The following is a 22,581-nucleotide window of genomic DNA, read 5'->3' as shown; positions in this document are numbered from 1 at the left end:
CCGCCAACCCCTGTTTATCCCCCCAAGGGAAGTGAAGACATGAACGAACTGACAAAATTCACCAACCAGCTCTCCAAGCCGGAGACGTTCGACCAGATCCAGATCGGTCTTGCCTCGCCAGAGCGCATCCGCAGCTGGTCTTTCGGCGAAATCAAGAAGCCGGAAACGATCAACTACCGCACGTTCAAGCCCGAGCGTGACGGCCTGTTCTGCGCGCGCATCTTCGGTCCGGTGAAGGATTACGAATGCCTGTGCGGCAAGTACAAGCGCATGAAGTACAAGGGCGTCGTCTGCGAAAAGTGCGGCGTCGAAGTCACCGTTACCAAGGTGCGTCGTGAGCGCATGGGCCACATCGAGCTCGCCGCTCCGGTCGCGCACATCTGGTTCCTGAAGTCGCTGCCCTCGCGCATCGGCCTGCTGCTCGACATGCAGCTGAAGCAGCTCGAGCGCGTGCTGTATTTCGAAAGCTACATCGTCACCGAGCCGGGCCTGACTCCGCTCGAGAAGTTCCAGCTGCTCACCGAAGACGAGCTGATGGATGCGCAGGACGAATATGGCGAAGACGCCTTCACTGCCGGTATCGGTGCCGAAGCCGTCAAGCTGATGCTCATGGATCTCGATCTGGAGCAGGAAAAGGCCGATCTGCTGGAAGAGCTGGAGACCACCAAGTCCAAGCTGAAGCCCGCCAAGATCATCAAGCGCCTGAAGGTCGTCGAAAGCTTCATCGAATCGGGCAACCGTCCCGAATGGATGATCCTCGAAGTCGTGCCGGTCATTCCGCCCGAGCTGCGCCCGCTGGTGCCGCTGGATGGTGGCCGTTTCGCGACGTCCGATCTCAACGATCTCTATCGCCGCGTCATCAACCGTAACAACCGCCTCAAGCGCCTGATGGAGCTGCGCGCGCCGGACATCATCGTCCGCAACGAAAAGCGCATGCTGCAGGAATCGGTCGATGCGCTGTTCGACAACGGTCGCCGCGGCCGTGTGATCACCGGCGCCAACAAGCGCCCGCTGAAGTCCCTCAGCGACATGCTCAAGGGCAAGCAGGGCCGCTTCCGCCAGAACCTTCTGGGTAAGCGCGTCGACTATTCAGGCCGTTCGGTCATCGTGACCGGTCCGGAACTGAAGCTGCACCAGTGCGGCCTGCCGAAGAAGATGGCGCTCGAACTGTTCAAGCCGTTCATCTATGCCCGCCTCGATGCGAAGGGTCTTTCGATGACCCTGAAGCAGGCGAAGAAGTGGGTCGAGAAAGAGCGCAAGGAAGTCTGGGACATCCTTGACGAAGTGATCCGTGAGCACCCGGTTCTGCTGAACCGCGCGCCGACGCTTCACCGTCTCGGCATCCAGGCATTCGAGCCTGTGCTGATCGAAGGCAAGGCCATCCAGCTACACCCGCTCGTGTGCTCGGCCTTCAACGCCGACTTCGACGGTGACCAGATGGCTGTCCACGTTCCGCTGAGCCTTGAAGCCCAGCTGGAAGCGCGCGTTCTGATGATGTCGACCAACAACATCCTCTCGCCCGCCAACGGCAAGCCGATCATCGTTCCTTCGCAGGACATGGTGCTGGGTCTCTACTATCTCTCCATGGACCGCGAAGGCGAGCCGGGCGAGGGCAAGGTGCTGGCCGATATCGACGAAGTGCACCAGGCGCTTCACGTCGGTGCCGTTACGTTGCACTCGAAGATCCACACCCGCGTCCCGCAGACGGACGAAAAGGGCAAGACCTTCATGCAGCGCGTGGAGACGACGCCGGGCCGCATGCTGATCGGCGAATGCCTGCCGAAGTCGCACACCGTACCTTATGACGTTGTGAACCGCCTTCTCACCAAGAAGGAAATCGGCGACGTGATCGACCAGGTCTATCGTCACACTGGCCAGAAGGACACGGTGCTGTTTGCCGACGCCATCATGGCGCTGGGCTTCCGCCACGCGTTCAAGGCCGGCATTTCCTTCGGTAAGGATGACATGATCATTCCGGACAGCAAGGACGGCATGATCGCGGAAACCAAGTCGCTGGTTGCCGATTACGAGCAGCAGTATCAGGACGGTTTCATCACCCAGCAGGAAAAGTACAACAAGGTGATCGACGCGTGGTCGCGTTGCGGTGACCAGGTTGCTGCTGCCATGATGGACGAGATCAAGGCGATGCCGAAGGACGACGATGGTCGCCAGGCACCGATCAACTCGATCTACATGATGAGCCACTCCGGTGCCCGTGGTAGCCCCGCGCAGATGAAGCAGCTTGCCGGTATGCGTGGCCTCATGGCCAAGCCGTCGGGCGAGATCATCGAAACGCCGATCATCTCGAACTTCAAGGAAGGTCTGACCGTTCTTGAATACTTCAACTCGACCCACGGCGCGCGTAAGGGCCTCGCGGATACCGCTCTCAAGACGGCAAACTCGGGTTACCTGACTCGCCGCCTTGTCGACGTGTCGCAGGACTGCGTCATCGTGGAAGAGAACTGCAAGACCAACAATGCGCTGGAAATGCGCGCCATCGTGCAGGGCGGCAGCGTAATCGCCTCGCTGGGTGAGCGTATTCTGGGCCGCACGGTTGCCGAAGACATCGTGAATGCCGCAACGGACGAAGTGATCGTCAAGGCCGGCACCATGGTGGACGAAGCGCTGATGAAGGATATCGAGGAGGCCGAAGTACAGGTCGCCAAGATCCGTTCGCCGCTGGTTTGCGAAGCCGAACAGGGCGTTTGCGCGACCTGCTACGGCCGTGACCTTGCGCGCGGTACGCCGGTCAACATCGGTGAAGCTGTCGGCGTTATCGCCGCTCAGTCGATCGGTGAGCCGGGCACGCAGCTGACCATGCGTACGTTCCACATCGGTGGTGCTGCGCAGATCAACGAAACCTCGCACCTTGAATCGATCTCCGATGGTAAGGTCGTTTATCGCGACATGCCGACCATCAAGGACAAGAAGGGCCGTCGCCTGTCGCTGGCTCGCTCGGGTGAAATGGTCGTTGTCGATGCCGAGGGCCGTGAGCGCGCGATCCACCGTGTGCCTTACGGTACTGTCCTGATGTTCGAGGACGGCGGCAAGGTGAAGGAAGGCGATCGTCTGGCAGAGTGGGATCCGTTCACCCTGCCGATTATCACCGAACAGGCCGGTATCGTTCGCTATCAGGATCTTGTCGAAGGCAAGACTCTGGAAGAGCGTGTCGACGATGCGACGGGTATCGCCCAGCGCGTGGTCACTGAATATCGCGCCGCCGGCCGATCCAAGAAGGAAGACCTGCGTCCGCGCCTGACTTTCCTTGGTGAAGATGACATCAAGGGCAAGGGCAAGACCAAGAAGGGCGAGGAAACCGAAGCCCAGCGTTACATGCTGGCTCCGGGCACCACGCTTTCGGTCGAAGACGGCCAGGAAGTGCAGGCAGGCGACATTCTTGCGCGTGCTTCGCGTGAGGCCGCCAAGACGCGCGACATCACCGGTGGTCTGCCGCGTGTTGCCGAGCTGTTCGAAGCCCGCATTCCGAAGGATGCTGCGGTGATCGCCAAGATCAGTGGCCGGATGGAATTCATCCGCGACTACAAGGCGAAGCGCAAGATCGCGATCGTTCCGGAGGAAGGTGAACCAGTCGAATACCTGGTCCCCAAGACCAAGGTGATCGACGTGCAGGAAGGCGATTTCGTCAAGAAGGGCGACACGCTCATCTCCGGCTCGCCGAACCCGCATGACATTCTGGAAGTTCTGGGGATCGAGGCTCTGGCCGAATATCTCTGCACGGAAATCCAGGAAGTCTACCGACTGCAGGGCGTGAAGATCAACGACAAGCACATCGAGGTGATCGTTCGCCAGATGCTGCAGAAGGTTGAAATCACGTTCGGTGGCGACACCACCCTGTTGCCGGGCGAACAGGTCGATCTGGAAGAGATGAACGAAGTCAATTCGAAGCTGCCTCCGCGCAAGAAGAAGGCGGAAGGCAAGCCGATCCTCCTGGGGATCACCAAGGCAAGCTTGCAGACGCGCTCGTTCATCTCGGCTGCATCGTTCCAGGAAACCACCCGCGTGCTCACGCAGGCGGCCGTGGAAGGCAAGAAGGACACGCTCGTCGGTCTCAAGGAGAACGTGATCGTGGGCCGCCTCATCCCGGCGGGTACCGGTGCCGGCATGAACCGCATGCGTGTGACGGCTTCGTCGCGCGACGCGGCGATCCGTGCGCAGTACAAGAAGCAGCAGGAAGCTCTCGCAGCTGAAGAGGCCGCAGCGGATGTCGACGATGTCGAACCCGATGCACCCACCAGCGAAGAAGCGATGCTGGCTGCCATGGGCAACCCGATCGGCAAGGCCGAAGGCGAAGCGCATGGCACTGATGCCGATGCTGGCGACTACCTGACGGAAGAAGCCAAGGACGATAGCGCCGGATAAGCGCGAGCGTCATTCGCAATTACAAAGGCCCCGCCGGAGCGATCCGGCGGGGCTTTTTGTTTGCTCTTGAAACCTTTGTCGCTCATTCTGGCGTGAGGGGACGCATCTATGTTTTTGGCAATTCGCGAATGGTTTTTCCGCAAGCGGGATCGGACACCGGGGCGCAAACGCCGTATCGCCAAGCTGTTCCTCTTCGAATTCGTGATCGTTGTGCTGGGCGTGCTGACCGCGCAATTGCTGAGTGAGGCCGTGGTCGACTCACGGCAGCGGCAAGATGCGAGAGCCGCGCTTGCTCTGGCCAAGGGTGAGGCATCGGTGCTGCTGGCACTGGCTGAAATCAGTGAGGAAACCGCGCCGTGCCTGCGAGAGCGGAGCGAAGCGCTTTTGGGGATCGCGATGTCCGGTGGCACGGTCCCGCCCGAGGCGCTCGAAGCGCCGCTGCTGCCATCGGTCCAGATCACGCCATGGTCTGATCGACTGGTTGGTGCCGTGCGCGATAATTTCGGGGGGTCAACCGTGGGGCGTCACGCCATACTCGTCAGCAATGCGGAATCGATCACGAACGCAAATACCGCAATTACGCAAGCATGGGCGGAATACGAATTGCTCGCGCAGGAATTCGGCGGGGTAAGCGAGCGCGAGCAGGAGGAGCTGCGCCAGGCAGCTATCGATTTGAGGCGATCGCTCAGGTCGCGCCAGCTGACGATCGATTCCCTGCGGCGCAATATCGAAGGTTGGGAAGTCGAACCGGCTGAGGAGTATCGACAGAATTACTACGACCTCGCCGATGAATGTGGTTTTGCGAAGGACTAGGTGTCATTCGAAGAGCCCCCCGTGCCCTGATGCATAAGCGCAGGTTCAGCGATCGGGGACTAATTCTCCGACATTATGCATTGCAAGCTTTTGATCATGGGCCTTTGCGCCTCTTTGCTCGCGGCGTGTGAGCCCGCACCCTCCGATGAGCAGCTGACAACGCTACCCGCTCCAAACGGTGTCGAAAATCCGCCCCTCGCGCCTTCCGCACCTGCGGCGGCCACGCTGGCAGGCGAGTGGCGCGTTGCCGGGATCGACGGCGAAGCGCTGGATACGAATTACGGACTGGCCCTCACTGCCGATGATGAGGAATTGTGGTGGGAGCCGCGCTGCTTCGGGGCCATTCGGGGATATGTCATCGTCGGCAATGCGATCACTTTTGGCTCGCCCACCCGCACGCCGCCTGCGGTTGAGGGGGTGCCAACGCCTGTTGTCTGTACAATCGCTCCGCCGCCGGGTGTGACGGAAGTCATGCAGGCTATCGACGCAGCGGAAAGCATTGAAGTCACACCCAGCAATGGCGTGCGTATCTCGGGTGGCGGACGCAGTGTGACGCTCTACCGACAGTAAGCCGCATTATTTATCGCTATTGCAAATCATTCGCATTGTAATTGCGGCATCACTTGCTAGATTAGTTGCAAATCAATCGCAAAAGAGGTCCGCGCATGTCTTACAGCCGTAAATCGCAGTCTTTCGCCGCGCAGGCAGCGGCCACCCGCGTCGTGTCGGCGCTTTCCCGCATGCCGCGTATTGGCGACTATGGGATCGATGCGGCAAAGACGGTGATGGCACTGCGGCTGGTGGCGCTGTGCAGCAAGTCCGGCCACGATCCGATGGCGGAGCTGACGCGCCGCTTGAATGACGTGCGCACGGCGAAAAGCATGCTCGGTCTCTTGGATCGCTGCGGAGCGCTCTGGCCCGATGCGCTGCACGTCCATCGTCCATGCTGCGCAGAGCTCAGCCCGGACGAGACGATTATTGCCGGAATGGCGCAGGCCGCCAGCGACGGCGATCACCGTGCTTTCGATGCTGTGCTCGACGGTTTCCTGCCTCCCGCGCAGCGCGAGGGCCTATTTGCAGAAGCGCTGATGGTCATGGAAACGCTTTAGACCGTCATCGCTTCTGCCAAGGCCTGTAGCGCTCCTCCACACCGTGCGCTAAGTGCGCCTGCATGACCACGATCACCCGCTTCGCCCCCTCGCCAACGGGCCGGCTTCATGTCGGCAATATCCGCACCGCGCTCCACAATTGGATGCTGGCGCGCAAAGCGAGTGGGCGCTTTGTCCTGCGGATCGATGACACCGACGCAGAGCGCAGCGAAGAGCGGTTTGTCGACGCGATTCGCGCCGATCTCGATTGGCTGGGCCTGACCCCCGATGCAGAAGAGCGCCAGTCCGAGCGGCTCGCGCTGTATGGTGCCGCGTTCGAGAAGCTGAAGGCGAGTGGCCGCGTCTATCCTGCCTATGAAACGCAGCAGGAGTTGGAGCTGAAGCGCAAGATCCAGCTGGGGCGGGGCCTACCGCCGATTTACGATCGGGGCGCACTGAAGCTGACCGATGCCGACCGTGCGGCGAAAGAGGCGGATGGCATTGCGCCGCACTGGCGCTTCAAGCTCGATCATGATGAGGCCATTACCTGGGAAGATGGCGTGCGCGGCGCTCAGAAATTCGATCCGGCGCAGCTTTCCGATCCCGTGATCCGGCGTGCAGACGGCTCCTGGCTCTACATGCTCCCGAGCGCGGTCGATGATATCGACATGGGTATAACCGACGTGCTGCGGGGGGAGGACCATGTGTCCAACACTGCCGTGCAAATCCAGATGTTCACCGCGCTGGGCGCGCACCCGCCGCGTTTCGCGCATGAGGCGCTGTTGGTCGGCAAGGAAGGCAAATTGTCGAAACGGCTTGGCTCGCTCGGTTGCGATGCCATGCGGGAGAAGGGAATCGAGCCCGAAGCGCTCATTGCCATGCTCGCGCGGCTGGGTACATCGCGGCCTGTCGAGCCGATTGCCGACCGGCAGGTGCTGCTTGACACTTTCAATCTCTCGACTTTCGGCCGCGCGCCCGCAAAATTCGACGATGCAGAGCTGGAGCGGGTGAACACCGCGATCGTCCACGCCATGCCGTTTGCCGATGCCGCACCACGCCTGCCCGATGGCATGGACGAGGCAGGCTGGCACGCCGTGCGCCCGAACCTCTCGACCGTCAGGGAAGCCGGGGAATGGTGGCGGCTGGTTACTGGCCCCATCGAGCAGCGCGAATTCGATGCCGAGACGCGCGACTATCTGGCGCAGGCGGCAGAGGCGCTCAGCTGGTCTGGCACGCCATGGCAGGATCTGACTGCTGCGCTGAAGGAAAGCACCGGCCGCAAGGGCAAGGCGCTGTTCCTGCCCTTGCGCCAGGCGCTGACAGGGATGGATCACGGGCCGGATATGGGCGAATTGCTGCTGCTGATCGGAGAGAAGCGCGCGCGTGAAAGGCTCGCGCAAGCCGCAGCGGGCTGACGTCCCGAAGCAATTCGTCGGCCACACATCACTTTTTGCCGAATTTGCGGCCAATTCACTTGACCGTAAGGCGCCAATCGCTAGATCGCGCGATGATACATCGTTACCTTAATTGAGAGCAATTCCCCCCATGCTTCGTAAATCTGCTTTATTTCTTGCCTCTGCTGCCCTGCCATTTCCCGTTCTCGCGCAGGACGTCCAACCGGAACCCGCGCCCGAAACAGAGCAGCGCGCAGAGCCATCGGACGATGACTTTCACGGCAATATCTATGTGACTGCCGCCGGGGTCGACCGGCTTGATGTGATCGCCGGAACGTCGGTCATCACGGGTATCCAGTTGCAGCGCGAAAGTTCGCCGCAGCTGGGCGATATTCTTGCCAATGTGCCCGGCGTTTCTGCCAGCAGCTTCACGCAAGGTTCCTCCCGCCCGATCCTGCGCGGCTTTGGCGGGGACCGTGTGCGCATCCTCAATGATGGGATCGGCACGCTCGATGCGTCGGGCGCGTCGGATGACCACGCGGTGGCGACCGAGGGCCTGATCACCAATCGCATCGAAGTGCTGCGCGGTCCTGCCGTCCTTCTCTACGGTAGCCAGGCGATTGGCGGCGCGGTGAATGTGATCACCAATCGCATTCCGCCCGCTCCTCTGGACGAGCCTTTCCATCTCGATATTGCCGCCGGTGCGGATACGGCGACGGGCCTGCTTGAAGGCGGCGGATCGCTCGATGTGCGGATTACGCCGAACATCGTGTTCCATGTCGATGGCTCCTACCGCAACACTGACGATTTCGACATTCCGGGTTTCGCCGCGTCCGACACGCTTCGCGCAGACCTGCTCGCTGACGCTGCCGAGGAAGAAGAGGAAGGCGAGTTCGAGGAAGCCGAAGAGCTTCGCGAGGCAGCCAATATCCAAGATACGGTTCCCAACAGCTACACCGAGACATGGACCGCAGGCACCGGCCTTGCGTTTTTCCTTGGCGAGAACAATTTCGGCGTATCCTTCGACATCTATGACACGACATACGGCGTGCCTGGTGCCCCGGGTGCCGGCCATCACCACGGCGAAGAAGAAGGCGAAGAGGAAGAGGGTGAAGAGGAAGGCGAGGAGCTAGTCTCCATCGGCCTGCGCCAGTACCGCGCAGATTTCCGCGCAGAGATCGATCTGGGTGACGGCTTCTTCGACAGCGTGCGTTCGCGCATCGGCTATTCCGATTACACCCATACCGAATTCGAAGGTGACGAAGTCGGCACCGTGTTCGACATCACCGGCGTCGAAGGCCGGGTAGAACTCGTCCAGTCGCGCCAGGGTGGCTGGGGGGGCTCCATCGGCGCGCAGGTTTCCGCTATCGATTTCGTGGCCGAGGGCGAAGAAGCCTATATCCCGCCCAACAATGTTGAGACGCTGGCCGTATTCACCCTTCAGGAAATCGACCTCGACCGTTTCGAACTGGAAGCGGGTGCGCGTTACGAGAAAGCCGAGCTCGAAGCGAGCACGCTCGGGATCGAGCGCAGCTTCGATACCTTCTCGGCCTCGCTCGGCGGCGGTGCGATGCTGTTCGACGATTTCCGCGTTGGCCTCAACGCCTCGCACACCGAACGCGCGCCGACGGCGGCAGAATTGTTCGCCGAAGGCCCGCATATCGCCACGCAACAATTCGAAGTGGGCGACCCCACGCTGGATGTAGAATCGAGCTGGGGCATGGAAGCCTATCTCCGCGGCGAAGTGGGTGAAGTGAAGATCAACGCCAGCGTCTACCGCAACTGGTTCGGTGACTTCATCTACCTTGCTGCAACGGGTGAGGAAGAGGACGAGCTGCCGGTCTTCCAATACCTGCAGCAGGATGCGGACCAATGGGGCGCGGAAGCGCAGGTGACATTCCCCATCGTCGAAGCGCGCGACTTCTCGCTGCTCGGCGATGTGCGCGGTTCTTACACCCGCATCGAACTGGAAGACGATACCAATGCCCCGCGCATCCCGCCGCTCAGCCTGTATGGCGCGGTGGAGGCCCGCTGGGACCATTTCGATCTGCGCGGCGAAGTGGAATGGTATGACAGCCAGTCGAACCTCGCGCCGTTCGAAACGCCGACCGACAGCTTCGCCTTCGTTAATGCCTCGCTCGCGTGGCACCCGTTCGAAGGCCGGGACAATCTGACGGTGATCGCGCAGGTGGACAATATCTTCGACACCGAAGGCCGCCGCGCGGCGAGCTTCACCAAGGACTTCGTGCCGCTGGTGGGCCGCAATTTCCGTGTGACGGCTCGGGCGAGTTTCTAGTTTTGCGAAGCCGCATCCGCGGCTTCGTCCTCGGCGATTACTTGTCTCAAGCGGCCACATCCGTGGCCGCGTCCTCGGTGCTATTCGCTCCGGCGGGACTGCGTTCCGCCTGCGCGGCACCTGCGGGCTTCGCATTCGCTCGCTGTCGCTAGCCTGCGGCCAGCGAGACTTGTGCCACATTCAATCAATTTTGCGGAGCACGCTCGGCGACAAGCCGAGGGCAAGGGCGAACGCCCGCCCGCAGCGGGCGCGCAGCGGAGCGAAGCGCGTCTAGCGAGGCCGAACCTGCGGATGTAGGTTCATGAAACAAATTTTCCCGAAATCACAATCTCGGCAACGTAACGCCGCGCTGCCCCATATATTTCCCTGCACGATCGGCGTAGGTCACTTCGGGCCGCTCATTGCCCTGCAAGAATAGGAACTGGCACGCGCCTTCATTGGCGTAGATCTTCGCTGGAAGTGGCGTCGTGTTGGAAAATTCCAGCGTCACATGGCCTTCCCAGCCCGGCTCCAGCGGGGTGACATTCACGATGATCCCGCAGCGCGCGTAGGTGCTCTTGCCAAGGCAGATCACCAGTACATCGTCCGGAATGCGGAAATATTCGACCGTGCGCGCGAGGGCAAAGCTGTTGGGCGGAATGATGCAGACGTCGGTCTGCCGGTCGACCAGCGAATTGCCGTCGAAGTTCTTCGGGTCCACCACCGCGCTGTCGACATTGGTGAAAATCTTGAACTCGTCCGCCACCCGCGCGTCATAGCCGAAGGAGCTGACGCCATAGGAAATGCACCCACCGCGCCGCTGCGCCTCGACGAACGGCTCGATCATGCCGTGTTGGGTCGCCTGTTCCCGAATCCACTTGTCCGAAAGAATCGCCATGCACGAGGGATTCCCTAAGGCGAGCGCGCTGGCAAGCGAGCGGCTATCTTATCCCCCGCCGGCGCAGTGGAAAATGTCGCTCTCATGCAAGACACAGAGAAAAACCTGCGTAAAGAATAGCTGCAGGGGTCATGTAAATAGGGACAGGTCGCGTGAAAAATCTGGGTCGTGTAAGTTCTGCCGTTCTGGCGGGTGTTTTGGTTGTGTCATGTGGTGGCGGTGGATCAAGCCCGACCCCTACAGCGACGGCGACCAGTACGCCCACGCCGACACCTCCTCCCCCGCCGACCTTCACTTACACCGAATTTGCCAACCTCACCGGCCAGCAGGATTTCGGGACAGCTTGCTTCACCTATGCTGTGCGTGGAAATGGTGTGCCGTTTGCGGACGGCTTTGTGCCTTTTTCAGGCCCCGGCGTGATCGATTTGAACGCTGATACCGGCGTATGGACCATCTCGGAAATCAATGGCGGAAGCACTGCGTCAGTAGGGCCGAGCGAGCTGGTTCTCGAATCGCCGGAACGCTTGGAATATGAGGGGACGGAAGCGCCGATCCCGACGCGTTATGTGGTCAACGCCCCGCCGGTCAGCGGAGGCCTTGCCGAGTATGGCCGCAATGTATTTTTTCGCCTGGCTCTAGAGGGAGGCGGCCTGCAAACGGCGATATGCACACTTGGCGTACCAACCGATCCTGATGACATACCGAGCGCGACGACCGTCACCTATAACGATGTCGAATTTGTCGGCGCGATTTTCGATGAAAACCCGGCTGGTGGTTCGTCATTCATTTCACAGATTGTGGAATCCTCGGGTACTTTTGAAGGCAATACCGAAACCGGCATTATCAGCATCAGCCTGACCTTCACTGTCGAAGCGAGTGGCGGTGCAAGGACAACGATTGGCCCGTTGACAGGCGAAGCGTCGATCGACCTAAGCGGCGATGGCCGTGCTGGCTTCGAGGGCATCCTCAACTTCGGCGGCGCGCCCGAATATTTCATCAAAGGCGGCTTTTACGGGCCGCAGGGGCGTGAAGCGGGCTTCGTGATCTACGCCAACCAAGACCAGAATTTCGACGGCTTCAATGAACGCTTTGCCCTGATCAGCGGTTACGCAACGCGCTGATCAGCCGCCTGCCAGCAAGCTCGCATTCCCGCCCGCCGCGGTTGTGTCGATCGTCGTCACACGCTCGGTGGCGAAGCGGGTCACGTAGTGTGGTCCGCCTGCCTTGGGGCCAGTGCCGGAGAGACCTTCGCCGCCGAAGGGTTGGCTGCCGACCACGGCGCCGATCTGGTTGCGGTTGACGTAGAAATTGCCGACCTTGGCATGGGCTTCCACGAATTTGCGCGTTTCCTCGATGCGGCTATGCAGGCCCATGGTGAGGCCGTATCCGGTCGCATTGATATCGTCGATCACCTGACGCAACTTGCCAACAGGGTAGCGCACCACATGCAGGATCGGGCCAAAGTGCTCTTCGTCCAGATCGAGGATGGAGCCGATTTCGATTATCGTCGGGGCGACGAAATGGCCGTTCTTGCAGGCATCGGGCAGCGGCAGGCGCGTGACCGGGAAGCCTTCCTCCGCCATTTCGGCGACATGGGCCTCCAGCTTGTCCTTGGCTTCCTGGTCTATCACCGGGCCGACATCAGTCGCGAGGTCCTCAGGATCGCCCACCACCAGAGCATCGAAGGCGCCCTTGATCATTTCCAGCATCGTATCGGCGATGTCCGACTGGAGATACAGCACGCGCAGCGCAGAGCAGCGCTGGCCCGCGCTCTGGAATGCGCTGGCAATTACATCGCGCGTCACCTGCTCGGGCAGGGCGGAGGAATCGACGATCATCGCGTTCTGGCCGCCAGTCTCCGCGATCAGTGTGCCGATCTGCCCATCGCGCTTGGCAAGGCTGCGATTGATGGCATGGGCCGTACCGGTCGAGCCGGTGAAGGCGACGCCCGCAATGCGTTCATCGGACGTCAGCTTTGCGCCCACCTTGCCGTCTCCGGGCACGAATTGCAGCACATCCTTGGGAATGCCCGCTTCGTGGCACAGATCGATCGCCAGTGCGGCGATCAGCGGGGTTTGTTCTGCCGGTTTGGCCAGAACGCAATTGCCTGCGGCGAGCGCGGCTGCGGCCGGCCCCATGAAGATGGCGAGCGGGAAATTCCACGGGCTGATGCAGGCGAACACGCCCCGGCCGTGCAGGCGCAGGAGGTTCGTCTCGCCCGTAGGCCCGGGCAGCGGCTGCGGTGCGCCGAACAGCATGCGCGCCTCGCAAGCATAATAGCGCAGGAAATCGACAGCCTCGCGCACTTCGAGCACGGCGTCGGGCAGCGATTTTCCGGCCTCGCGCTGACATAGGTCGAGCAGGCGCGCCATATTGTCTTCGAGCAGGTCTGACGCCTTGACGAGCAGCTGCGCGCGTTCTTCACCGCCGCGCGCATCCCACGTGGGCTGGGCCGCCACGGCGCGGGCGATGGCAAGGTCGATATCCTTTTCCGTCGCGGAGACCCATCCGCCCACTTCCTTGCCGGAGAATGGCGAGCAGACCGGATGCATCTCGCCGCCGCGCTGGGCGCGCAATGTCGGGCGGGCGAGTGGATCATCGTGGGACCACTCGTCCAGCTCTTCGCGCAGCGGCGCGAGCACCAGCGGATCGGCAAGGTCCACGCCCATGGAATTTCGGCGGTTGGGGTAGATATGCGCAGGCAGCGGAATGCTCGGATTACGCCGCGGGTTCATGTCCGCAAGCTCGGCCACCGGATCGCCCGTCATCTCCTCGATCGGAACATCGGCATCGGCCATCCGATTGACGAAGGAAGAGTTGGCCCCGTTTTCCAGCAGGCGGCGCACGAGATAGGCGAGCAGCTCCTTATGCCCGCCGACAGGAGCGTAGATGCGCACGCGGGTGGGTGCGTTGTGCTCGATCTTGGCGAGCGTGTCATAGACCTCTTCGCCCATACCGTGCAGGCGCTGAAACTCGAAGGGCGTGTTACCAGCCAAGGCTTTGATCGCCCCGACGGTATAAGCGTTGTGCGTCGCAAAGGCCGGGTAGATCGCATCGTCTGCCGCGAGCAATTCCTTGGCGCAGGCGAGATAGGATACATCGGTCGCGATCTTGCGGGTGAAGACCGGGTAATCCTCATGCCCGCCCACCTGGCTCAGCTTGATTTCGGCGTCCCAATAGGCGCCTTTCACCAGGCGGACGAAGAACTTGCGATCGTGCTTGCGCGCCAGCCGCGCGGCCCATCGGCACAGCGGCACGCCGCGCTTTTGATAACCCTGGATGGCAAGCCCGAAGCCGTCCCACTGCGTGCCATCGGCCTTGGTGAAGAGCGTATCGTCTTTCGCCAGCGCTTCGATAATATCCATGCTGAGTTCCAGCCGTTCGGCTTCCTCGGCATCGACTGTGAAATGGATATCCGCCTCACGCGCCTGCTCCGCCAGATCGCGCAGCACGGGCACGATGTGCTCGCGCGCGGCATCCGCGTGGAGAAAGTCGTATTTGGGATAGAGCGCCGACAGCTTCACCGAAATGCCCGGGCCGCCGTGAACGCCGCCGTCTTCCTTGGCAAGGCGCTGGATAGCGCGGGCATAGGCTTGGCGGTACTTCTCCGCATCAGCCATTGTCATCGCCGCTTCTCCAAGCATGTCGAAGCTGTGCGTCAGGTGCTTCTTGCGCTCCGGCGCGGCGCGTTTCATCGCCTCGTCGATGGTGCGGGCGTAGACGAACTGGCCGCCAAGGATGCGCATCGCCTGCTGCACTGCCTGCCGGATGACCGGCTCGCCCAGTCGCCCCGTCGTGCGGCGCAGCGTATTGGCGAGGCCGGTCTCACGCTTGTCGCTGCCGCGCAGGACTTCGCCCGTCAGCATCAGCGAGAAGGTGGCCGCATTGACGAAGACCGAACGGCTCTCGCCCAGATGCTCGGCCCAATCGACATTGGCGAGCTTGTCCTTGATCAGCGCATCGGCGGTTTCCTGATCGGGAATGCGCAGCAGCGCTTCCGCCAGGCACATCAGGGCGATGCCTTCATCGGTGTTGAGGCCGTAGGTCGCCATAAAGGCATCCATGCCTTTGCTCGTGCGCGAACGGGCGCCTTCGATCAGCTGTGTGGCGAGCGCCTTGGCTTCGTCATGCACGGCGGACACGGGGGCGGCCTGTTCCAGCCGCTCGGCGATGCAGGCCTCCTCTTCCATGCGGTAGGCTTGGCGGAGAGCGAGTCGATCAATTGTCATACGTTGCGCCCCATCGCATAGGGCTTCGGGTGCAATCAAGCGAAGTCGAACAGGTGCAAGGCCGCGCGCACTTCGTTAAGGGTGGTTCCATGAAAATTATCTTTAGTCGCAAGGGCTTCGATAGCGCGTCTGGTGGCGGGCCGTCACCCATCGTGAAAGGGCGCGCGTTGAGCTTGCCGATCCCCGACACGATGGGCATTTCGCGCACGACTTACGGCAATCTTGGACTCGGCGGCCATGCCAGGCGCGCGAGCCGGGGCAAGCTGTCAGGCCGCCATCGCTGTCACAATGATCCGATGTTTTGGGACGATGGGCAGGCACTGCTCGGCCAGTGCAGCGCGGCGCAAACGCATCTCGCCAATCACGGCGTGGGGCAGGGGGATGTGTTCCTGTTCTTCGGCCTGTTTCGTGAAGATGGCGGCGCGCCGCATCACCGCATCTTCGGCTATCTTCAGGTCGAGCGTGTCGTCCATTTGGCGGAGTGCAGCGAGGCTGAGAGGTCGAAATTTGCTACGCTGGATCACCCGCATGCGCTGGGCATGCATGCGAGCAACGATGCGATCTATTGCGGGCATGGGTCCGCTGACGCGCCTGCGGACGACGCGCTGCAATTGACGGTTGAAGGCGAGAACCCGAGCGTCTGGCGCATCCCGGCGTGGCTGGAGGAAACCGGCCTATCCTATCATGCGCGTGAAGACCGCTGGCTCGGCGATGGCCGCTTGCAGAGCGTTGCGCGGGGGCAGGAATTTGTCGCCGATACTGGCGAGCGCGAGGATGCGCGGCGCTGGGCGAAGGACATGATCGCGCTGATCGAAAGCTAGTCCGTCACCTTGTCCGGCGCGGGAGCGTTCAGGGCGTTGATCGCCTCATGCACCCGGCGCTCGACTTCATCGCGCGGGAGGCCCGGTTCGATCGGCTCGCCAAAATGCCAGGTAATCGTGCCCTTGGGCTTCAGCAGATGCCGATAGACCGGCCCGCTATTCACAGCGACAGGCACAACGGGCAGTTTGAAGAGCTTGTAGAGGCCAGCAAAGCCCGGGCGCAATTCGCGATGCTCGCCATGCGGCACGCGTGTGCCTTCGGGAAAGATCACGATCGGGCGACCTTGCGCCACCGCCTGCTTTCCTGCGCGCAGCATTTGCCGCAGCGCCACCGCGCCCTGCTCCCGCGCGACCGGGATGAGGCCATAGGCGAGCCCTGCGCGGCCCCAGAAGGGCAGGTCGAACAGCTCCTGCTTGGCGACGCCAGCGGGATTCTCGAACATATGCGCCATCGCAATCGCTTCATAAAAGCTCTCATGCTTGATGGCGTAGAGCGCGGGGCCTTCGGGCCGCGATCCGGTTTCGCGGATCGTCAGGCCGAGCAGCCGCGTGCAGCTCCAGTGATGCAGGCCGGACCACATGTCGCACAGCGGCCGCACCCATTGCGGGCGGATATAGCTCGCCGCTGCCGCTGCCGCCGATATCAGCAGCGAACCGGGGTAGAAGACCAGATAGAAGGCGAGATTGCGCAGCACGATCATCGCGGGATTATCCCAGCACCATCAGCAGCCATGCGGCGATGAATTTGTGAAATTCGAGGAACAGCGTCCACAGGCTCGGTTCCGATCGCACGGCATCGTGGGAGACGGAAATATTGTCGGGCAGCTGCGCTTCCAGTTCCACTGCCGCACGGCGCATATGCCAGTCAGCTGTGACGAGCCGCATGGATGTATAGCCCTGCTGCTCCATCCACTCCGCCGTCTCGACAGCATTGCCTCTGGTGTCGAGCGCGGAAAAGCCCAGTTCGACACAGCAAGCCATCAGACGGTCCGGCACATCGTATTGCACCTGGAACTCACCCGGTTGCACCGCAACGTCAACGCCGGTCACCAGCATCTGCTCTGCGCCGCCCTGCTGCAAAATCTCGAGACCGCGCTGGATGCGCCCGCCACTGCCCGTCGGCACAACGACGGCATCGCTCTGCGCGAGCGGCAGGGGCTGCGGCAAAGTGATGACGAACAGCACGAAGCCCAGCGCCCAGATGATGAGCGGAATTGCGATGATGCGGCGGATCATGGCCGGACTGTCATTCCTTGGGCATTCCCTGGGCTTGGCGAACTGGCTTCGTCACAACATGCGCCTCAATGCTGTGATCACGGTGAACCGCGCTGTAATGGCGGCAAGGATAATCCCTATTATGGGTATCGCCCCTATAGTGATCCAGTCGACGGGGCCAAGCCCCCCTCCGGCAACAAGCCCCGATCCCAGCTCAGCGAATTGCTGGCCGAGGATGAATACAGCCGCCAGACCCAACAACAGCCCCGCCGCGCCGCCGATCGCTGCGTCCCATGCGATGGAGCGTTGGAAGATAGCGGCAATCTGGCCATCGGTTCCGCCAAGGTGATGGATCACTTCGATCGTGTCGCGATTGGTGCCCAGCGCGCTGCGGGCTGCCAGCCAGACAGCGGCCGCGCTGGTGATCGCGAGCAGGATGACAAGGCCGAGGGCGAGGATTTGCAGCGAGCGAATGGCATCGAACACCGGGCCGAGCCAGCTCGCCTGCGCATCCACGCGGGCTGCGGGCGCCTGCGCCAGCAATTCGCCCCGCATATCGCGCAGCCGCTCCGCAGTAACGGGGCCGGAGAGGCGCACATCCACCAGCGCGGGTATCGGCACGCCGTCCTCCGCGCTGTCACCCAATTCGCCCAGCCACGGTTCGAGCAGCGCTTCAAGCTCATCATCGGGGACACGCCGCACGCTGGCGACATCATCGCGATTGGAGAAATAGGAGACAGTGCGCTCGGCCTGGCGATCGCGTTCTGCCGGGGCGGCTTCCACGATCTGCACGGTGATGCCGCCGGCGATCTCATCGCGCGCATTGTCGGCAACGTTCTTCAGCGCGAGACCGGCGGATGCCGCCATCACCGTCAGCGCGATCATGATCGCGATCACCCATGGCATAGGGCCTGCAATCCGCGCCTGCTGCAGGATACGCGCGGAATCGCCAAATCGCGGTGCGCCGCGGCGAATAGGGGAGGGCGAGCTCACTTGCTGCTAGCCTCTCTGCCAAACTCTCTTTTGGGCGGATAGCGTAGCGCGCCGGTGGGGTCGGACAGACGCCCCTTGTCGAGCCGCATGATGAGCGAATCCGGCACTTTGCGCAGCAGATGCACATCGTGCGTTGCGACGACCACGGTCGTGCCGAGCCGGTTGAGCGCCTCGAACAGGCGGAGCAATTTGACCGCCATTTCCGGATCGACGTTGCCGGTCGGCTCATCGGCCACCAAAATTTCCGGTCGGGCGATGACGGCCCGCGCAATGGCGACGCGCTGCTGCTCACCGCCTGATAGCGTTTCAGGCCGTGCATCCATGCGGTGCGTCAGGCCCACCCATTCGAGCATATCGGCGACAGGCTTCTGGATCTGGCTTTCGGACATGCCGCTGATCCGCAGCGGGAGGGCGACGTTGTCGAAGGCGGAAAGGTGAGGGACGAGCCGGAAATCCTGAAACACCACGCCGATCCGGCGCCGAAAATCGGGCAGATCGCCGCGGGGAAGAGTGATGACATCGCTGCCGAACATCGAAATCATCCCGCGCGATGGGCGCTGGGCCAGGTACAGCAGCTTCAGCATGCTGGTCTTACCCGCGCCGCTGGCGCCGGTGAGAAAATAGAAGCTGCCCGGATAGAGCGTGAAGGAAATATCGCTCAGCACTTCGCGATCGGTGCCGTAGCGCAAGCCAACATTGGCAAACTGGACAATGGATCTGTCGGAGGCACTCATGTGGCTTAGCTAAGGCTTTGCGCAAAGGACGGAAAGGGCGTTTGCGGCGCTGGATGCGGAATTTCAGGCTGCTCCTTGTGGAAAAAGGGCGCATTCGGGGCACTGGTGGGCGCTGTTAATCTTGTTGCTTGGACATAGCGGGCGTAGGAATCTTCTCGGCCCATGATCATTCAATGCCCCGCCTGTTCGACGAAATACGTCGTTCCCGACACAGCCATCGGCGTTGAAGGGCGAACTGTGCGCTGCGCGAAATGCCGCCACAGCTGGTTTCAGGACGGGCCGGTTATCGACGTTCCGAAGGAGGCCGCGCCTGCTGCCGCGCCGCCGCCCCCAGCCCCACAGCCAGCACCTCCACCGCCTCCTCCCCCCGCGCCCGCGCAGGAGCGAAAGTCGGCACGTGACGAGCGGATGGAAGAGCCGGCATCATCCGGCCTCGATGAAGATCCGCCGTTGCCGGAGCCGCCACCTTCTCCGCCATCGCCGCCGGTTTCCGATGAAGTGCCCGATCCTCCGGTCGAGAATTTCTACGGCGAAGACGAGCCATCGCATTTCGATCATGAGCCGCCATTCCGTCCGCGCCGCAATCCGCTGAAGCTGTGGACATGGGCCGCAGGCATCTTTGCCGTGCTGGCCGCGGCAACGATCTTCGCAGTATCCTTCTGGGGCCTGCCCGACTGGGTTCCGGTCGACCGCCCGACCTTTGCTGCAGCCGATGCCGATCTTCAGCTCGATTTCCCGCCCGAGCAGTGGGAGCGGCGCACGCTTCCCAATGGGACCGAATATTTCGGCGCCAGCGGCACCATCACCAATATCGGCACGACCACGCGCGATATTCCTTCGATCCTGATCGTGCTGCGCGATTCGCGTGATCGCAAGGTCTATGAATGGGTGGTCGCACCGCCGCAGCGCACGCTTGCTCCGGGCGAAACCGTGGTGGTGAACGAAGCGGTGACCGACGTTCCGCGCGCGGCGCGCAACGTCCAGATCGGGTGGAAGCCCGAGTAAGCCTGTGCCCGCTTGCGTGAGGGGCAAATAGAGTGCTTGCAGGCCCGAAACCCTTTTGCTAGTGGCGCGCTCCTACCAAGGCGGGCCGGCATGCGGTCCTTCCTTCATTGATGTGCGGTCGTGGCGGAACTGGTAGACGCGCAACGTTGAGGTCGTTGTGGCCGAAAGGCCGTGGAAGTTCGAGTCTTCTCGACCGCACCATCTTTTCCCTTTTGTTTTGCGCTCGCCCATCCGGGCGAGCATCCTCGCAGCTATTCGTTCCGCTTCGCTGCAGGGCTGCTGCGGGCGCGCGGTGGCGCTTGCGGAGGCTTTGCCTCCGGACGTGCATGCTTCTTAAGCTGCTAGGCGAGGGACTCCCGAAATGCATCGATCATCCAGCTGGCCGCGGGGCCGGGCTTGTCGTCGCGTCGCCACAGCGCGCTGAAAGTGTAATTGGCGCCGGGCTTTTCGGGCAGGTCGAGCACGACCAGTCGGCCCGCCGCAACATCTTCTGAAACCAGCGGGCGCGGCATATTGCCCCAGCCGATCCCTTCCTTCAGCAGCGCGTGCTTGGCGCTCAAATCGCCCAGCCGCCATGCGAGCGGGCTCAACACCGAGAATTCGCGTCCCTGCGTGAGGCGAGAGCGATCAGTGAGGATGAGCTGCAGATGCTCGCGACTTTGGCCGGATTTTACATCGGGCCGGTCGAGCGGATGGCCGGGCGCCGCAACCGGCACCAGATCGACCGTTCCGATCGCCTGCCGCTCGAAGTCGGGATGATCGGCAATCACCGGACCGCCGATGGCAAGCTGCGATTCCTTGTCAATCAGGCAAGCGGCCACTGCGCCGAGTCCCTCTATCTGCAACCGCAATGCGACGGTGGGGAACATGGCGCGGAAATCGCGCAGCACACGGGCGATCACATCGCCGGGCACCATGACATCGACTACCAGCGCAAGATCGCTTTCCAGCCCGGCATGCAGGCTGCGCGTCTTGGCGAGCAGGGCATCTGCGCGGTCGGTGATTGCCTGCGCTTCGCTCAACAATCCGCGCCCGGCATCGGTCAGCACCGGGCGGCGCGATCCCTCCCGCTCGAACAGCGTCACGCCCAGCTGCGCTTCCATTTGCGCGATCCCGTAGCTGATGGCGGAAATAGCGCGTCCCATGCGCTTCGCCGCCGCGCCGAAACTGCCTTCCTCCTCAACGGCGAGGAAGATGCGCAATTGGTCCAGCGTGGGTTCACCCAATTTCATTGTTCGGATTTCCTGAACATTTGGCTGCGTTTTATCGCAGTTATCAGGTGGACCGACAAGTCCTATCTCGGCGTCATGGAAAGACACTCCAACAAGGAGAATCGAAATGATCGAACTGCGTCCTTTTGAAAGCCTCGGCTCTGCCAACCACGGCTGGCTTCAAGCGAACCACCACTTTTCCTTTGCGGGTTACCACGATCCCTCGCGGGTGAACTGGGGCGCGCTGCGGGTGTGGAACGATGATACGATCGCTCCCAAAAGCGGTTTCCCGACCCATCCGCACAGCGACATGGAAATCATCACCTATGTCCGCAAAGGCGCGATCACGCATCGCGACTCCATGGGCAATGAAGGTCGCACCGAAGCGGGCGATGTGCAGGTGATGAGCGCAGGCAATGGCGTGCAGCATTCCGAATTCAACATGGATGACGAGGAATGCACTCTGTTCCAGCTGTGGATCATCCCGTCCGAACGCGGCGGTGAGCCGAGCTGGGGCGCGCGCAAATTCCCCAAGGATGATCGCGCCGGCCAGTTCGTCCCGCTCGCCAGCGGTATCGGGAACGACGACGATGCCCTCCCGATCCGCACCGATGCCCGCGTTCTCGGCGCAACGGTGAAGGCGGGGGAAAGCGTCACCTACACGCCCCGCGATGCTTCGCGCCATCTCTACCTCGTCCCCGCCACCGGCAAGGTGAAGGTCGAGGATGTCGAGGCCAAGGCGCGCGACGGTGTGGCGATCACCCAGCGCGAAAGCGTCACCATCACCGCGCTCGAGGACAGCGAACTCGTCCTCGTCGACGCGGCATAAGCTCCGGCCCCTTCCGCAATCCCCTCCCTCCCCCTCAGGCGGAAGGGGCCACCCCTTCACAACCAATTCCGAAAGGCCAGACCATGACCAATATTCTCCACATCACCGCCAGCATCCGCGGCGACGAGTCCGTCAGCCGCGATCTCAGCAACCGCGTTGTCGAAAGCCTGAAAGCCAAGGGCGACGTAACCGTGACCGAGCGCGATCTGTCGAAGAACGACATTCCCTATGTCGATGCCGATCGCTTCGCCGCCAATCTGTCACCCTATGCCGAGCGTACGCCCGAACAGCACGAGCTGGCCGCGATTGCAGACGCGCTGATCGAGGAATTGCAGAATGCCGACATCATCGTGATCGGTTCGCCGATCTACAATTTCAATGCGCCAGCAACGCTCAAATCCTGGGCGGATCTTGTCGCCCGCGCGGGCACCACTTTCGAATACACACCCGAAGGTCCGAAGGGCAAGCTGACGGGCAAGAAAGCCTATGTCGCGATTGCCTCGGGCGGAACACCGGTCGGTAGCGACATCGATCACATGACCCCGTGGCTCAAATTCTTTCTCGGTTTCCTAGGCATCAGCGACGTCGAAATGGTCGCTGCCGATGGCATCATGGGCGAAGGCGGCGAAGAGAAGATCGCAGAAGCCAAGGCCGAAGCGGAAAAGCTCGCCGCCTAAGACTTCCGATATTTGGAAA

General features: G+C 61.9%; 18 protein-coding genes and 1 tRNA gene. 12 read left to right on the top strand and 7 right to left on the bottom strand.

Annotated features, from left to right (window positions below):
* Positions 1-39 precede the first annotated feature (39 nt).
* The 6 genes from rpoC (at position 40) to O2N64_RS03060 (ending at position 9,971) form a co-directional block, all read left to right on the top strand.
* Positions 40-4,380: a DNA-directed RNA polymerase subunit beta' gene (gene rpoC, locus O2N64_RS03085; RefSeq protein ID WP_271078826.1), complete on the top strand. Its 4,341-nt coding sequence runs from the start codon at positions 40-42 to the stop codon at positions 4,378-4,380.
* A gap of 108 nt (positions 4,381-4,488) precedes the next feature.
* Positions 4,489-5,193, top strand: a complete 705-nt coding sequence (locus O2N64_RS03080; protein WP_271078825.1) for a hypothetical protein — start codon at positions 4,489-4,491, stop codon at positions 5,191-5,193.
* Positions 5,194-5,283: 90 nt separating this feature from the next.
* A complete protein-coding gene (locus tag O2N64_RS03075; protein WP_271078824.1) occupies positions 5,284-5,763 on the top strand; it encodes a hypothetical protein in 480 nt (159 codons plus the stop codon).
* Between the two features lie 95 nt (positions 5,764-5,858).
* Positions 5,859-6,302, top strand: a complete 444-nt coding sequence (locus O2N64_RS03070; RefSeq protein ID WP_271078823.1) for a hypothetical protein — start codon at positions 5,859-5,861, stop codon at positions 6,300-6,302.
* A gap of 62 nt (positions 6,303-6,364) precedes the next feature.
* Complete coding sequence (gltX, locus tag O2N64_RS03065; RefSeq protein ID WP_271078822.1) at positions 6,365-7,696, top strand: glutamate--tRNA ligase; 1,332 nt, start codon at positions 6,365-6,367, stop codon at positions 7,694-7,696.
* A 130-nt stretch (positions 7,697-7,826) separates the two neighbouring features.
* Positions 7,827-9,971, top strand: coding sequence for a TonB-dependent receptor (locus O2N64_RS03060; RefSeq protein ID WP_271078821.1), 2,145 nt, complete (start codon positions 7,827-7,829; stop codon positions 9,969-9,971).
* 322 nt (positions 9,972-10,293) lie between these two features.
* Here the strand turns inward: O2N64_RS03060 and dcd are convergent, their stop codons facing one another.
* A complete protein-coding gene (gene dcd / locus O2N64_RS03055; protein WP_271078820.1) occupies positions 10,294-10,848 on the bottom strand; it encodes a dCTP deaminase in 555 nt (184 codons plus the stop codon).
* A 152-nt stretch (positions 10,849-11,000) separates the two neighbouring features.
* On the opposite strand from dcd, the gene O2N64_RS03050 reads away from it, so the two are divergent.
* Complete coding sequence (locus O2N64_RS03050; protein ID WP_271078819.1) at positions 11,001-11,969, top strand: hypothetical protein; 969 nt, start codon at positions 11,001-11,003, stop codon at positions 11,967-11,969.
* Here O2N64_RS03050 and putA read toward each other — a convergent pair whose 3' ends face one another.
* Positions 11,970-15,077 (bottom strand): bifunctional proline dehydrogenase/L-glutamate gamma-semialdehyde dehydrogenase PutA, encoded by a 3,108-nt coding sequence (gene putA, locus O2N64_RS03045; RefSeq protein ID WP_271078818.1) that lies wholly within the window; start codon positions 15,075-15,077, stop codon positions 11,970-11,972. It lies immediately after the preceding gene.
* An 89-nt stretch (positions 15,078-15,166) separates the two neighbouring features.
* Between putA and O2N64_RS03040 the strand changes: the two genes are divergently transcribed.
* The gene (locus O2N64_RS03040; RefSeq protein ID WP_271078817.1) at positions 15,167-15,898 is read left to right on the top strand and encodes a hypothetical protein; all 732 of its coding nucleotides are present in this window, start codon (positions 15,167-15,169) and stop codon (positions 15,896-15,898) included.
* Here O2N64_RS03040 and O2N64_RS03035 read toward each other — a convergent pair.
* The 4 genes from O2N64_RS03035 to ftsE are packed head-to-tail and all read right to left on the bottom strand — an operon-like array spanning position 15,895 to position 18,840.
* On the bottom strand, positions 15,895-16,599 hold the full coding sequence (locus tag O2N64_RS03035) for a lysophospholipid acyltransferase family protein (RefSeq protein ID WP_271078816.1): 705 nt from the start codon (positions 16,597-16,599) through the stop codon (positions 15,895-15,897). The two genes, O2N64_RS03040 and O2N64_RS03035, sit on opposite strands and share 4 nt — an antisense overlap.
* A 7-nt stretch (positions 16,600-16,606) precedes the next feature.
* On the bottom strand, positions 16,607-17,134 hold the full coding sequence (locus O2N64_RS03030; protein ID WP_271078815.1) for a YdcF family protein: 528 nt from the start codon (positions 17,132-17,134) through the stop codon (positions 16,607-16,609).
* A gap of 51 nt (positions 17,135-17,185) precedes the next feature.
* Entirely contained in the window at positions 17,186-18,106 is a 921-nt protein-coding gene (locus O2N64_RS03025) for a cell division protein FtsX (RefSeq protein WP_271078814.1), read from the bottom strand.
* On the bottom strand, positions 18,103-18,840 hold the full coding sequence (gene ftsE, locus O2N64_RS03020; protein ID WP_271078813.1) for a cell division ATP-binding protein FtsE: 738 nt from the start codon (positions 18,838-18,840) through the stop codon (positions 18,103-18,105). Before ftsE ends, O2N64_RS03025 begins: the two co-directional genes overlap by 4 nt.
* A 162-nt stretch (positions 18,841-19,002) precedes the next feature.
* Here ftsE and O2N64_RS03015 point away from each other — a divergent pair, with 162 nt between their 5' ends.
* Positions 19,003-19,845, top strand: a complete 843-nt coding sequence (locus tag O2N64_RS03015) for a zinc-ribbon domain-containing protein (protein WP_271078812.1) — start codon at positions 19,003-19,005, stop codon at positions 19,843-19,845.
* A gap of 114 nt (positions 19,846-19,959) precedes the next feature.
* Positions 19,960-20,046 (top strand) — tRNA-Leu (locus tag O2N64_RS03010).
* Positions 20,047-20,186: 140 nt separating this feature from the next.
* Here O2N64_RS03010 and O2N64_RS03005 read toward each other — a convergent pair.
* Positions 20,187-21,077, bottom strand: coding sequence for a LysR family transcriptional regulator (locus O2N64_RS03005; protein WP_271078811.1), 891 nt, complete (start codon positions 21,075-21,077; stop codon positions 20,187-20,189).
* A 106-nt stretch (positions 21,078-21,183) separates the two neighbouring features.
* On the opposite strand from O2N64_RS03005, the gene O2N64_RS03000 reads away from it, so the two are divergent.
* Both O2N64_RS03000 and O2N64_RS02995 read left to right on the top strand, forming a co-directional pair.
* The gene (locus O2N64_RS03000) at positions 21,184-21,885 is read left to right on the top strand and encodes a pirin family protein (protein ID WP_271078810.1); all 702 of its coding nucleotides are present in this window, start codon (positions 21,184-21,186) and stop codon (positions 21,883-21,885) included.
* A gap of 83 nt (positions 21,886-21,968) precedes the next feature.
* Positions 21,969-22,562 carry an FMN-dependent NADH-azoreductase gene (locus O2N64_RS02995; RefSeq protein ID WP_271078809.1) on the top strand — a complete coding sequence of 198 codons (594 nt, stop codon included), beginning with the start codon at positions 21,969-21,971 and terminating at the stop codon, positions 22,560-22,562.
* Positions 22,563-22,581: the final 19 nt, after the last annotated feature.

The organism is Aurantiacibacter sp. MUD61 (assembly GCF_027912455.1).
Lineage (GTDB): Bacteria > Pseudomonadota > Alphaproteobacteria > Sphingomonadales > Sphingomonadaceae > Alteraurantiacibacter.
The sequence above is the reverse complement of the archived record's forward strand: the minus strand, read 5'-3'. Positions and strand labels throughout refer to the sequence as shown.

Excerpts from the sequence above, each read along its gene's own strand:
- O2N64_RS03040 (WP_271078817.1), top strand. The coding sequence starts at position 15,167 with ATGAAAATTATCTTTAGTCGCAAGGGCTTCGATAGCGCGTCTGGTGGC.
- O2N64_RS02995 (WP_271078809.1), top strand. The coding sequence starts at position 21,969 with ATGACCAATATTCTCCACATCACCGCCAGCATCCGCGGCGACGAGTCC.
- O2N64_RS03015 (WP_271078812.1), top strand. The coding sequence starts at position 19,003 with ATGATCATTCAATGCCCCGCCTGTTCGACGAAATACGTCGTTCCCGAC.
- O2N64_RS03000 (WP_271078810.1), top strand. The coding sequence starts at position 21,184 with ATGATCGAACTGCGTCCTTTTGAAAGCCTCGGCTCTGCCAACCACGGC.
- O2N64_RS03005 (WP_271078811.1), bottom strand. The coding sequence starts at position 21,077 with ATGAAATTGGGTGAACCCACGCTGGACCAATTGCGCATCTTCCTCGCC.
- O2N64_RS03070 (WP_271078823.1), top strand. The coding sequence starts at position 5,859 with ATGTCTTACAGCCGTAAATCGCAGTCTTTCGCCGCGCAGGCAGCGGCC.
- O2N64_RS03060 (WP_271078821.1), top strand. The coding sequence starts at position 7,827 with ATGCTTCGTAAATCTGCTTTATTTCTTGCCTCTGCTGCCCTGCCATTT.
- gltX (WP_271078822.1), top strand. The coding sequence starts at position 6,365 with ATGACCACGATCACCCGCTTCGCCCCCTCGCCAACGGGCCGGCTTCAT.
- O2N64_RS03080 (WP_271078825.1), top strand. The coding sequence starts at position 4,489 with ATGTTTTTGGCAATTCGCGAATGGTTTTTCCGCAAGCGGGATCGGACA.
- O2N64_RS03030 (WP_271078815.1), bottom strand. The coding sequence starts at position 17,134 with ATGATCCGCCGCATCATCGCAATTCCGCTCATCATCTGGGCGCTGGGC.
- dcd (WP_271078820.1), bottom strand. The coding sequence starts at position 10,848 with ATGGCGATTCTTTCGGACAAGTGGATTCGGGAACAGGCGACCCAACAC.
- putA (WP_271078818.1), bottom strand. The coding sequence starts at position 15,077 with ATGACAATTGATCGACTCGCTCTCCGCCAAGCCTACCGCATGGAAGAG.
- O2N64_RS03035 (WP_271078816.1), bottom strand. The coding sequence starts at position 16,599 with ATGATCGTGCTGCGCAATCTCGCCTTCTATCTGGTCTTCTACCCCGGT.
- ftsE (WP_271078813.1), bottom strand. The coding sequence starts at position 18,840 with ATGAGTGCCTCCGACAGATCCATTGTCCAGTTTGCCAATGTTGGCTTG.
- rpoC (WP_271078826.1), top strand. The coding sequence starts at position 40 with ATGAACGAACTGACAAAATTCACCAACCAGCTCTCCAAGCCGGAGACG.